An 11,944-nucleotide genomic window follows, 5' to 3' on the forward strand; every position below is an offset into this window, starting at 1 on the left:
AAAGGCAGGCAGCCACCCATGCAGATCGCCATCCTCCTCTTCGACCGCTTCACGGCGCTGGACGCCGTCGGACCGTACGAGATCCTGTCCCGCGCGCCCGGTGCCGAGACCGTCTTCGTCGCCGAGTCGGCCGGTGCGGTGCGCAACGACAGCGGCAGCCTGGCGCTGGTCGCCGACCGGACACTGGACGAGGTCCCGGCCCCCGATCTGGTGATCGTCCCCGGCGGCCCCGGGCAGAGCGCCGAGATGGACAACGGGTCCCTCCTCGGCTGGCTGCGCCGGGCCGATGCCACCAGCACGTGGACGACCTCCGTCTGTACCGGATCGCTGCTGCTCGCGGCCGCCGGAATCCTGAAGGGGCGGCGCGCCACGTCGCACTGGCTGGCCCTCGAACAGCTGAAGGAGTACGGCGCCGAGCCGACGGGCGAACGCGTGGTCACCGACGGCAAGTACGTCACCGCCGCAGGCGTCTCGTCGGGCATCGACATGGGCCTCACCCTGCTCGGCCGGATCGCCGGTGACGAGTACGCCCAGGCCGTGCAACTGCTCACGGAGTACGACCCGCAGCCGCCGTACGACGCGGGATCACCCGCGAAGGCCCCGGCCGCGCTCGTCGAGGAGTGGCGCGCCAAGAGCCGCTTCATTCTCGAGTAGCGGGGGCGCTTTCTCCGTCCGGCCAGGTGAAGCGCGGCGAACGGCGCTCCAGGAAGGCGGCGACACCCTCCGCGGTGTCGCCGCTGCGGCGTGCCTGTTCCGCCCAGTGCGCGTCCCGGTCCACGCGCCCCGCGGCGAACTCCTTGGCCGCCGCCTGGGTCAGCTGGGAACGGGACACCAGGGTCCGTACGTAGTCGTCCACGCGCTTGCCCAGCTCGCCGACGGGCAGCACCTCGTCCACGAGGCCTGTCCGCAGCGCCCGGTCCGTCCCGATCAGCTCGCCGGAGAACAGCAGGTGCTTGGCCGTCGCCGGGCCGGTCAGCGCGACCAGCCTGCGGGTCGACGACGCGGCGTAGACGATCCCGAGCCTGGCCGGGGTGACGCCGAACGACGCCCCCTCCTCCGCGAACCGCAGGTCACAGGCGGCCGCCAGCTGGCTGCCCCCGCCCACGCAGAAGCCGCGCACCGCGGCGAGCGTCGGCCGCGGGAAGGCGGCCAGCGCCTCCTCGGCGGCCACGGCGAGTCCCTGCGGAGCGCCCGAGGGGTCGCGGAGCGAGGAGATGTCCGCACCCGCGCAGAAGGTGTCGCCGGCACCCGTCAGCACCAGGGCACGCACCGACGGGTCGGCGGCCAGCCCTTCGAGCAGCACGGGCAGCGTCTGCCACATGTCGGCCGTCATGGCATTGCGCTTGGCGGGGTTGCTGATGACGACGGTGGCGACGCCGTCCGCGACGGTGCGCTCCAGCCGGGGTTCCGTTCGGTCCATACGCCGGATGCTATCCATGCCACTCGAACCTATGATCAAGAAGGGGCCGCGAAGAAAGCACGCACCCCGAGGAGCTTCTGGTGGCCGATCCCGTGAAAGAGGGCAGGAAGCTCAACCGGAGTTTCAGCGGTCTGGCCCTGCTCGGCATCCTGCTCGTCGTCGCCGGCCTGGTCGGCCTCGTCTACACGGGCGTCGCGACGCTCACCTCGATGATTCTCTTCGGCTGGCTGCTGCTGATCGGCGGTCTGGTCGGGCTGCTCCACGCGGTCCAGTCGCGTGGCACCAGCTACTTCTGGCTGGGCGTGGTGGTCGCGGCGCTGAACATCGCCGCCGGAGTCGTCGTCATCCGTCACCCCCACGGCACAGCCGAGGCGCTGACCATGTTCGCCGCGCTGCTCTTCCTGACGGGCGGGGTGTTCCGCCTCGTCGGCAGCGTCGTGGTGCGAGGGCCCCAGTTCGGCTGGACGCTGCTGCAGGGTGCCTTCGGGCTGCTGCTCGGGCTGCTGGTCCTCTTCGACTGGCCGCACAGCAGCCTCTACGTGCTCGGCTGCTTCTTCTCGCTCGCCCTGCTCTTCGACGGGCTCGGGCTCATTGCGGTTGGTGTCGGGGGCCGCCGGATCGTGTCGATGGTCTCGGATCAGATGGCGCCCGGCACAGACGCGGACGGGCTCCCGGAGGAAGGTCAGAAGCGGTCCGAAAGCTGACGCACCCACACCGATTCGGTCAAGTTCCGTCGATTGGAGTCGACTTCTGTTCAGTGGTACGGACCGAACCGACTACGCCCCGCACCCTGTACTCGACGTGCAGTCACCACTGAGTGGAGAGCGGGTACTGGATAATGGAGAGCCGCGGGAGTGTCCCCGCCCGGCCCGTGTCGTACGAGGGGGTCTGGCGGTTCACCGCCCCGGCCACGGACGTCTCCGTACCCCAGGCCCGGCACGCCGTACGCGATCTGCTGGAACGCCAGGGCGTCCCCCTCGACGACGACATCGCCCAGGGTCTGCTGCTCATCGTCTCCGAGCTGGCGACCAACGCCGTGAAGCATGCCGCGCTGCTCTCGCCGGAGCTCGCGGTCGAGGTCGCCGTGGGCGCCGAATGGATCAGGGTGTCCGTCGAGGACAACCACCCCTACCGGCCGACGGCTCTGGAGACGGATTACGCGCAGACCGGCGGGCGCGGGCTGCTGCTGGTCCGTGAGATCACCCGGGAAGCGGGCGGGACCTGCGACGTGGAGCACACCGCAGGCGGCGGAAAGGTCATCTGGGCGGCGCTGCCGCTCAGTACGCGTCTGTGACCCCTCCGCGCCGGCGGTCCGCGCCTACCAGCCGGCAGCTGGTCCGGTCAGCTCCCGGATCGCGGGACGGGCGGCGTCCAGCACGGTCATGAACCAGGCGGAGAAGGGGGCCTGGGCATGCCGCTCGGCCAGCTCCCCGGCCGTCACGAAAGCCGTCTCGCCCACCTCTTCCGGATCCGGGCGCAACTGCTCCTGCGCCATGCCCACGAAGAGGTGGTTGAACTCCTGCTCGACCAGACCCGACGCGGGATCCGGGTGGTTGTAACGCACCGTGCCCGCCTCGGCCAGCAGTGAGGGCGAGATGCCCAGCTCCTCGTAGGTCCGCCGGGCGGCGGCGGCGAAGGGCGCCTCGCCCGGATACGGGTGGCCGCAGCAGGTGTTGGACCAGACACCGGGGGAGTGGTACTTGCCGAGTGCGCGGCGCTGGAGCAGCAGCCGGCCCTGCTCGTCGAAGAGGAACACGGAGAACGCCCGGTGCAGTTGGCCGGGTGCCTGGTGGGCGGCGAGCTTCTCCGCCGTGCCGATGGTGGTGCCGTTCTCGTCGACCAGTTCGAGCATGATCGCTTCTGCTGTGCCGGTCGACGAGCTGTTCGCCGCGGTGGCTGGTGTGGTCGGCATACCCATCCTTCGCTATGGTCCCGGCCCCGTGCGCCGGTCCCGTCGAGTCTGCTCAAGTCTGCCGTACAAAAGCGGCTTGTCCGCACTTAGGGTCCTGGCATGTCCGGCACCGCCCGGGCGCGCGGGGCCGGACGGTGCATCAGACCCCGAACGCGGCCGGATACTCAATCGTGCCCTGCGGAACAGGCACGGAATCATCGAGGACCAGGGCCATCATCGCCTCGTCCGGCACTTCGAACCCCGGCCGGATTCCGTACCGCGACGCGGACACGAAACCGAACCTCGGGTAGTACTCGGGATGGCCGAGGACCAGGACGAGTGTCTCCCCGCGCCGCCGTGCGGCATCGAGCAGGGCCCACACCACGGCCTGTCCGGCGCCCATGCGCTGATGCTCCGGGGCGGTGGCCACCGGGGCCAGCGCCAGTGCCGGTACGCCTGCGACCAGACAGCGGGTGAGCAGGGCGCAGGCGGCGAGGGAGCCGTCGGCGGCCTCGGCGACGTACGAGAGTCCGGGCAGCCAGGCCGAGGGGTCCCTGCGCAGGGCGTCGACCAGATCGGCCTCCGCCTCCGTCGGGAACGCGGCGGAGTTGACCGCGTGCACGGCGGCGGTGTCGGCAGCTGCCTCGGGACGGACCGTCCAGCGGGCGACGGGGCGCGGACGCTCCGGACCGCGGTCGTACGGAGAGGGAGGCGCGGTGTCCTCGGGGGAGTGGTTCTTGTCGGTCAACGTGGGAAACCCTTGGGTGAGCGGGCTCCGGCCGACGGGCCGACTCGGTACGAGCCGGGGTGTCAGCCTGGAAACCTGGAGTGGGAGCGGGACCGGTGGCTGCGCCGGGCGGGCGCCTTCGCGGCGGTCATCAGCCCCAGCTCCTTGCCCGTACACGGGATCTCACGCGGCCGGAGGTTCGTGCACCGCTCCGAAAACCCTACACCTCGGGCTCATCCGGCCTCCCCGCGTCAGTGGCAGAGCTTCGCCTCGTGCTCGGCGTGGCCGCTCGGCTCCAGCTGAAAGGTGCAGTGCTCGACGTCGAAGTGGTCGCCGAGGCAGCCCTGCAGTTCGTGGAGGAGCTTCTCGTGCCCGATCGAGTCGAGGAACTCCTGATGCACCACCACGTGGGCGGAGAGCACCGGCATCCCCGAGGTGATCGTCCAGGCGTGCAGATCGTGGACGTCCAGCACCCCGGGCAGGGCCGTGATGTGGTCGCGCACCTCGCCCATGTCGACCCCTGGGGGCGCGGACTCCAGCAGCACGTTCAACGTCTCGCGAAGCAGCTTCACCGTGCGCGGGACGATCATGAGACCGATGACCAGCGAGGCGACCGGGTCCGCGGCCTGCCAGCCGGTCGCCAGGATGATCCCTGCCGAGACCAGCACGGTGACCGAGCCCAAGGCGTCCGCGAGCACCTCCAGGTAGGCGCCGCGCACATTGAGGCTGTCCTTCTGCCCGCGCATGAGCAGCGACAGCGACACCATGTTCGCGACCAGTCCGACCAGGGCGAAGGCGATCGTCAGCCCACCCCGGGTCTCGGCCGGAGTGATGAAACGCTCCACCGCCTCGTAGAGCAGATAGCCGCCCACCCCCAGCAGCAGGACACAGTTGGCCAGCGCTGCGAGGATCTCGGCCCGGGCGTAGCCGAAGGTCCGGTTGGGCCCGGCCGGCTTGTTGGCGAAATGGATCGCCAGCAGCGCCATGCCCAGCCCCAGCGCGTCGGTCGCCATGTGGGCCGCATCGGCGATCAGCGCGAGGGAGCCCGACAGGGCACCTCCGACGACCTCCATGACCGCCACGGCGAGCGTGATGCCCAGCGCGATCCTCAGCCGGCCCTTGTACGCGGCGGCTGCCGTGCCGGTGGGCGCGTGCCCTCCGTGCGCATGTCCGTGATCGTGCCCTGCCCCCATGGGGACGCCTCCCGGTCGTCTGCGGGCCCGGACGCGAGCGGCCCGGGCACTGTCAGTGAACTACGGGTGGGGGGTATCGGGCAACACGGCACTGAACACCGTTGTCAAATGCTCTGACCTGCAGAAATGGTCGCAGGTCAGAGCGGCGGAGCCACCCGCCCGGCCACCTATGACGCGGAGGTTCCGGGATGGTGCAGCAGCCAGCCCTGCCAGGCCGACCCGACCATCTCCCGCACTCCGCGCCGCGCCGTCCAGCCCAGCTCGCCCGTCATCCGGTCACACGAGGCGACCGCTTTCGCGGCGTCCCCGGCCCGGCGCGGCTCGATCTCCGGCTTCAGCTCGTGGCCGGTGATCTCCGCGACCAGACCGGCGAGCTCGCGCACCGAGACGCCCTCGCCGCGGCCGATGTTCACGGTCAGGTCCCCGGGACCGTCCTGCGCGGCCAGCCGCCGGGCAACGGCCAGGTGCGCGTCGGCCAGGTCGGCCACGTGGATGTAGTCGCGGATGCAGGTGCCGTCAGGTGTGGGGTAGTCGTCACCGAAGATCCGCGGCGCCTCGCCGCGCGTCAGCCGGTCGAAGAACATCGGGATCACGTTGAAGACGCCCGTGTCCGACAGCTGCGGCTCGGCGGCGCCCGCCACGTTGAAGTAGCGCAGGCAGCCGGTGGACAGTCCGTGCGCCTGCCCGGCCGCCCGTACCAGCCACTCGCCGGCGAGCTTGGTCTCACCGTACGGATTGATCGGGACGCAGGGAGCCTCCTCGGTGATGAACTCCACCTCCGGAACGCCGTAGACCGCGGCCGACGACGAGAACAGGAAGCGCCGCACCCCGGCGGCCACGACGGCCTCCAGGAGGACGGTCAGCCCGCCGACGTTCTCCCGGTAGTACAGGAGCGGCTTCTCGACGGATTCACCGACCTGCTTCCTCGCTGCGAGATGCACCACACCCGTCACCTGGTGCTCCGCGAGCACCCGGTCGAGCAGCGCGCGGTCTGTCGCCGAGCCCCGGATCAGTGGGACGTCGTCAGGCAACCGGTCCGGATTGCCGGCCGAGAGGTCGTCGACCACGACGACCTGCTCCCCGGCCCCCCTCATCGCCCGCACCACGTGTGCCCCGATATATCCAGCTCCGCCTGTGATCAGCCATGTCATGCCGGTCAGACTAAGACCAACCGGCGAAGGGCTGTCCCCCACCCGCGTTTTGTCAGGCGAGGCGGCCATCGACGATGATGATCGCGGACGGGCCCGCATGATGCCGGTCCGCGCGGAACGGAGCCCAAACGGGCAGTGAAATCCTGCTTCCGTTCATCCGATAGCCTCTGCCGACATGCCGCCGGCCGCATTTCAGGGCCGCACTGTCGCGCGCCGACCCGTGTCAGCACCAAGGAGTGAGTTCGTCTGTCGACCGCCATTCTCACAGGTGCTCCGGTGCCCGGATCGTCGCTCCAGGATGATCTGAGGTCACTGGGCTTCGACGTACAGATCGCTGCCGACGTCACCGAGGCGGTCCGGTTGCTGTCCGCGGTTCCGGCCGAGAGCCGCGTCGCCCTCGTCGATCCCCGTTTCGTCGGCCACGTCCACGCCCTACGGCTCGGACTGACCGATCCCCGCTTCCCCGCCGCCGCCGTGCCCGGTGCGCTCACCGCGCAGCCGGAGGCGCGCCCCGCCCTGGTCCGTGCCCTGCGCACCACCACCGAGGCGATCGGCGCCGGCGTTGCCGCCGGGCCGCCCGGCAGTACCGTCGTGGTCACCGACCGCACCGTGCCGGGGCGGCTCGCAGCCACGATGGACGCCGAGGGCACTGCTGTCCAGCGCCCGGAGCTCGGCTCGCTCGTCGCCGCCGTTCCGGCGGACGAGGCCGCGCGGGCCACCGCGCAGTCCGGCGTCGCCGCCGTCGACGACGAGGCGGTCCGGCTGCGCAGCGCCGTGAAGGCCCGCGACGGCTTCTTCACCACGTACTGCATCAGCCCGTACTCGCGCTACATCGCCCGATGGTGCGCGCGCCGCGGGTTCACCCCGAACCAGGTCACCACCGCGTCCCTGCTGACCGCACTGGTCGCGGCGGGCTGTGCGGCCACCGGCACCCGTGGCGGATACGTCGCCGCCGGGCTGCTGCTCCTCTTCTCCTTCGTGCTGGACTGCACCGACGGGCAGCTCGCCCGCTACTCGCTGCAGTACTCGACGATGGGCGCGTGGCTGGACGCCACGTTCGACCGGGCCAAGGAGTACGCCTACTACGCGGGCCTCGCGCTCGGTGCCGCCCGCGGCGGTGACGACGTGTGGGCGCTGGCCCTCGGCGCGATGGTGCTCCAGTCCTGCCGCCACGTCATCGACTTCTCGTTCACCGAGGCGAACCACGACGCGATCGCGAACGCCAGCCCCACGGCCGCCCTCTCGGACAAGCTCGACAGTGTCGGCTGGACTCACTGGGTGCGCCGCATAATCGTGCTCCCGATCGGTGAGCGCTGGGCGATGATCGCCGTGCTGACCGCGCTGACCACCCCGCGGATCGTCTTCTACGCCCTGCTCGTCGGCTGCGCTTTCGCGGCCTGCTACACCACCGCCGGCCGGCTGCTGCGCTCCCTGACCCGCAAGGCCCGCCGCACCGACCGTGCCGCCCAGGCCCTCGCCGACCTCGCCGACTCCGGCCCGGTCGCCCAGCTCGTGGCGGCCCGCGGTCCCCGGATCCCCGGCGCCTGGGGCGCCCCGGTGGTGGCGGTCGTCGGGACCGGCGCGCTGATCGCCGCCGCACTGCAGCAGCCCTTCGGCAGCCGGCAGATGATCGCCGCCGCGGTGTTCTACGCGATCTGCTCCGGCATAGCGGTGGCTCGCCCCCTCAAGGGCGCACTCGACTGGCTCGTACCGCCCGTCTTCCGCGCGGCGGAGTACTGCACGATCCTCGTCCTGGCAGCACGCAGCGACATCGACGGTGCGCTTCCCGCGGCCTTCGGCCTCGTTTCGGCGGTCGCCTACCATCACTACGACACGGTGTACCGCATTCGAGGCGGCACCGGCGCCCCGCCCCAGTGGCTGGTGCGCACGATCGGCGGGCACGAGGGCCGGACCCTGGCGGTGGCCGTACTCGCAGCCGTATTCACGGGGGCCTCCGGCTTCACCGTGGGTCTCACCGCCCTCGCGGTGGCCGTGGCACTGGTCGTGCTGGTGGAGTCCATCCGCTTCTGGGTGTCCTCCGCGGCGCCCGCCGTTCACGACGAAGGAGAACCCGCATGATCGGCCTCGTACTGGCAGCCGGCGCAGGACGGCGCCTTCGCCCCTACACCGACACGCTCCCCAAGGCCCTCGTGCCGGTGGACGGCGAGAAGACGGTCCTCGACCTCACGCTGGCCAACTTCGCCGAGATCGGTCTCACCGAGGTCGCGATCGTCGTCGGCTACCGCAAGGAGGCCGTCTACGACCGCAAGGAGGAGCTGGAGGCGAAGTACGGCCTCACGCTCACCCTCGTGGACAACGACAAGGCCGAGGAGTGGAACAACGCCTACTCCCTGTGGTGCGCCCGCGAGATCCTCAAGCGCGGGGTGATCCTCGCCAACGGCGACACCGTCCACCCGGTCTCCGTCGAGCGGACCCTGCTGGACGCGCGCGGCAACGGCCGGAAGATCATCCTCGCCCTCGACACGGTGAAGAACCTCGCCGACGAGGAGATGAAGGTCATCACCGACGGCGACAAGGGCGTCCAGCGCATCACGAAGCTGATGGACCCGGCCACCGCGAGCGGCGAGTACATCGGCGTCACCCTCATCGAGGCCGAGGCCGCCGAGGAACTCGCCGACGCGCTCAAGGCGACCTTCGAACGTGACCCGGACCTCTACTACGAGGACGGCTACCAGGAGCTCGTCAACCGCGGCTTCACCGTCGACGTGGCCCCCATCGGCGAGGTGACCTGGGTCGAGATCGACAACCACGACGACCTCGCAAAGGGCAGGGAGATCGCGTGCCGGTACTGACCCGACTCATCCCCTCCCCGGTCTTCGTCGACATCAGCCGGGGGGCCATGGACGATCTGGCCGGTCTCCTCGTCGACCAGCGGATCTCCGCGTCCGGCAGGCTCGCCATCGCCATCAGCGGCGGCTCCGGGCAGGCGTTGCGCGAGAAGCTCGCCCCGGCTCTGCCCGGCGCCGACTGGTACTGCGTCGCCGGGGGCGACATCGATTCCGCGGTGAAGCTGGCCGACGAGATCAAGGGCAAGCGCTACGACGCCGTGGTCGGCCTCGGCGGCGGAAAGATCATCGACGTGGCGAAGTACGCCGCGGCCCGGGTCGGTCTGCCGCTGGTCTCGGTCGCCACGAACCTCGCCCACGACGGTCTCTGCTCGCCCGTCGCCACCCTGGACAACGACAACGGCCGCGGCTCCTACGGCGTCCCGATGCCGATCGCCATGGTCATCGACCTCGCGGTGATCCGCGAGGCCCCGGACCGTTTCGTGCGCTCCGGCGTCGGCGACGCGATCTCCAACATCTCCGCGATCGCCGACTGGGAACTGTCGCACGAGGTCAACAACGAGCAGATCGACGGACTGGCCGCCGCCATGGCCCGTACCGCCGGAGAAGCCGTCCTGCGGCACCCCGGCACCGTCGCCGACGACGAGTTCCTCACGGTTCTCGCCGAGTCGCTGGTGCTCTCCGGCATCGCCATCTCGATCAGCGGGGACACCCGCCCGTCGTCCGGCGCCTGCCACGAGATCAGCCACGCCTTCGACCTGCTGTTCCCCAAGCGCGCTGCCAGCCATGGCGAGCAGGTCGGCCTCGGCGCGGCCTTCGCCATGCACCTGCGGGGCGCCCGTGAGGAGTCCAGGCTCTTCGCCGACGTGCTCCGACGGCACGGTCTGCCGGTCCTGCCCGAGCAGATCGGCTTCACGGCCGACGAGTTCGTGCAGGCCGTCGACTACGCGCCGCAGACCCGCCCGGGACGCTTCACGGTCCTGGAGCACCTCAACCTGTCCACCGACCAGATCAGGGACGCGTACGCCGACTATGCCAAGACCATCAGTAGCTGAACTCCGTCCTGTCGTTCACCCCCCGGGCGTCAAGGACCGGCGCAGCGGCGAGCACTGGGCGGGCCGGATATACATGCGCGAGGTCTCGCTGCGTGTGGACCGGTACCTGGTGAACACCAAGGTGACCCCCAACCAGTTGACCTACCTGATGACCATCGCCGGTGTGCTCGCCGCTCCGGCCCTGCTCGTCCCGGGCATCCCCGGTGCGCTGCTCGGCGTCCTCATGGTCCAGCTCTACCTGCTGCTGGACTGTGTCGACGGCGAGCTCGCCCGCTGGAAGAAGCAGTTCTCCCTGGGCGGGGTCTATCTGGACCGGGTCGGCGCCTACCTCTGTGACGCCGCCGTGCTGGTCGGTTTCGGCCTGCGCGCCGCGGACCTGTGGGGCACCGGGCGGATCGACTGGCTGTGGGCCTTCCTGGGCACGCTTGCCGCGCTGGGCGCCATCCTGATCAAGGCCGAGACCGACCTGGTCGGGGTCGCACGCCACCAGGGCGGGCTGCCGCCGGTCAAGGAGGCGGCCTCCGAGCCGCGCTCGTCCGGCATGGCGCTTGCCCGCCGGGCCGCCGGCGCGCTCAAGTTCCACCGTCTGATCCTCTGCGTCGAGGCGTCGCTGGTCATTCTGGTCGCGGCCGTCCTGGACGCCGTCCGGGACGACCTCTTCTTCAGCCGCCTCGCGGTCGCGGTGCTGGCCGGCATCGCCCTGCTGCAGACCCTCCTCCATCTCGTGTCGGTCCTGGCATCGAGCAGGCTGAAGTGAGCACCCCCATGAAACTCGGCGCGGTCATCATCACGATGGGCAACCGCCCGGCCGAGCTGCGCGCCCTGCTCGATTCGGTCGCCAAGCAGGACGGCGACCGGATCGAGGTGGTCGTCGTCGGCAACGGCTCCGCCGTCCCGGACGTCCCTGCAGGAGTGCGGACCGTCGAGCTGCCCGAGAACCTGGGCATCCCCGGCGGCCGCAACGTGGGCATCGAGGCCTTCGGACCCTCCGGCGCCGATGTCGACGCCCTGCTCTTCCTCGACGACGACGGGCACCTGCCGCGCACCGACACCGCCGAGCTGTGCCGGCAGGCGTTCGAGGCCGATGCGAGGCTCGGCATCATCAGCTTCCGGATCGCCGACCCCGACACCGGCGAAACGCAGCGCCGCCATGTGCCGCGGCTGCGCGCCGCCGACCCGATGCGGTCCTCGCGGGTGACGACCTTCCTCGGCGGCGCCAACGCCGTACGCACCAGGGTCATCGCCGAGGTCGGACCGCTGCCGGGCGACTTCTTCTACGCGCACGAGGAGACCGACCTCGCCTGGCGGGCACTGGACGCCGGCTGGCAGATCGACTACCGCGCGGACATGGTCCTCAACCACCCCACGACCGCTCCGTCGCGGCATGCCGTCTACCACCGCATGGTGGCCCGGAACCGGGTCTGGCTGGCCCGGCGCAATCTGCCCGCGCCCCTGGTCCCCGTGTATCTCGGCGTGTGGCTGCTGCTCACCCTGCTCCGCAAGCCCTCGGGCCCGGCGCTGAAGGCATGGTTCGGCGGCTTCCGCGAGGGCTGGTCGACACCCTGTGGACCGCGCCGTCCGATGAAGTGGCGTACGGTGTGGCGGCTGACCAGACTCGGCCGCCCTCCGGTGATCTGAGAAGTCGCCTCTGGGAGCATGAGGCGTAAGTTTTCTTGTCGGGACCTGTCCGCCCTGAGCCG

General features: G+C 70.7%; 12 protein-coding genes and 1 pseudogene. 8 read left to right on the forward strand and 5 right to left on the reverse strand.

The genetic code is table 11. From position 1 onward, the window contains the following. Positions 1-18 precede the first annotated feature (18 nt). A complete protein-coding gene (locus tag SH922_RS36135) occupies positions 19-654 on the forward strand; it encodes a DJ-1/PfpI family protein (RefSeq protein WP_393062765.1) in 636 nt (211 codons plus the stop codon). Here the strand turns inward: SH922_RS36135 and SH922_RS36140 are convergent. Beyond that, positions 641-1,420, reverse strand: coding sequence for an enoyl-CoA hydratase/isomerase family protein (locus tag SH922_RS36140; RefSeq protein ID WP_393062766.1), 780 nt, complete (start codon positions 1,418-1,420; stop codon positions 641-643). The two genes, SH922_RS36135 and SH922_RS36140, sit on opposite strands and share 14 nt — an antisense overlap. A gap of 80 nt (positions 1,421-1,500) precedes the next feature. Here SH922_RS36140 and SH922_RS36145 point away from each other — a divergent pair, with 80 nt between their 5' ends. Together SH922_RS36145 and SH922_RS36150 are read left to right on the forward strand one after the other, a co-directional pair. Further along, positions 1,501-2,124: an HdeD family acid-resistance protein gene (locus SH922_RS36145; RefSeq protein ID WP_393062767.1), complete on the forward strand. Its 624-nt coding sequence runs from the start codon at positions 1,501-1,503 to the stop codon at positions 2,122-2,124. A gap of 134 nt (positions 2,125-2,258) precedes the next feature. Beyond that, positions 2,259-2,714 (forward strand): ATP-binding protein, encoded by a 456-nt coding sequence (locus tag SH922_RS36150; RefSeq protein ID WP_328897555.1) that lies wholly within the window; start codon positions 2,259-2,261, stop codon positions 2,712-2,714. Between the two features lie 24 nt (positions 2,715-2,738). On the opposite strand, the gene idi is transcribed toward SH922_RS36150, so the two are convergent. From idi to galE, 4 genes and pseudogenes are all read right to left on the reverse strand, one after another. Then, positions 2,739-3,332: an isopentenyl-diphosphate Delta-isomerase gene (gene idi, locus SH922_RS36155; RefSeq protein ID WP_393062768.1), complete on the reverse strand. Its 594-nt coding sequence runs from the start codon at positions 3,330-3,332 to the stop codon at positions 2,739-2,741. Between the two features lie 139 nt (positions 3,333-3,471). Then, a pseudogene (locus SH922_RS36160) lies at positions 3,472-3,975 on the reverse strand (GNAT family N-acetyltransferase); the annotation flags it as partial. Positions 3,976-4,289: 314 nt separating this feature from the next. Next, on the reverse strand, positions 4,290-5,231 hold the full coding sequence (locus SH922_RS36165; protein WP_393062769.1) for a cation diffusion facilitator family transporter: 942 nt from the start codon (positions 5,229-5,231) through the stop codon (positions 4,290-4,292). A 167-nt stretch (positions 5,232-5,398) separates the two neighbouring features. Beyond that, on the reverse strand, positions 5,399-6,382 hold the full coding sequence (gene galE / locus SH922_RS36170) for a UDP-glucose 4-epimerase GalE (protein ID WP_393062770.1): 984 nt from the start codon (positions 6,380-6,382) through the stop codon (positions 5,399-5,401). Between the two features lie 276 nt (positions 6,383-6,658). On the opposite strand from galE, the gene SH922_RS36175 reads away from it, so the two are divergent. Genes SH922_RS36175 through SH922_RS36195 form a run of 5 tightly spaced genes read left to right on the forward strand, consistent with a single transcriptional unit; the run spans position 6,659 to position 11,882 of the window. Further along, on the forward strand, positions 6,659-8,461 hold the full coding sequence (locus tag SH922_RS36175; protein ID WP_393062771.1) for a DUF5941 domain-containing protein: 1,803 nt from the start codon (positions 6,659-6,661) through the stop codon (positions 8,459-8,461). Continuing rightward, positions 8,458-9,195 carry a sugar phosphate nucleotidyltransferase gene (locus SH922_RS36180; protein ID WP_393062772.1) on the forward strand — a complete coding sequence of 246 codons (738 nt, stop codon included), beginning with the start codon at positions 8,458-8,460 and terminating at the stop codon, positions 9,193-9,195. The genes SH922_RS36175 and SH922_RS36180 overlap by 4 nt, the downstream gene beginning before the upstream one ends. Next, the gene (locus tag SH922_RS36185) at positions 9,183-10,244 is read left to right on the forward strand and encodes an iron-containing alcohol dehydrogenase family protein (RefSeq protein WP_362541708.1); all 1,062 of its coding nucleotides are present in this window, start codon (positions 9,183-9,185) and stop codon (positions 10,242-10,244) included. The genes SH922_RS36180 and SH922_RS36185 overlap by 13 nt, the downstream gene beginning before the upstream one ends. Beyond that, positions 10,222-11,001 (forward strand): CDP-alcohol phosphatidyltransferase family protein, encoded by a 780-nt coding sequence (locus tag SH922_RS36190; RefSeq protein WP_330824858.1) that lies wholly within the window; start codon positions 10,222-10,224, stop codon positions 10,999-11,001. The genes SH922_RS36185 and SH922_RS36190 overlap by 23 nt, the downstream gene beginning before the upstream one ends. 8 nt (positions 11,002-11,009) lie before the next feature. Continuing rightward, positions 11,010-11,882 carry a glycosyltransferase family 2 protein gene (locus tag SH922_RS36195; RefSeq protein ID WP_393063788.1) on the forward strand — a complete coding sequence of 291 codons (873 nt, stop codon included), beginning with the start codon at positions 11,010-11,012 and terminating at the stop codon, positions 11,880-11,882. The last annotated feature ends 62 nt before the right edge of the window (positions 11,883-11,944 follow it).

The organism is Streptomyces sp. LN549, from assembly GCF_043203805.1.
Classification (GTDB): domain Bacteria; phylum Actinomycetota; class Actinomycetes; order Streptomycetales; family Streptomycetaceae; genus Streptomyces.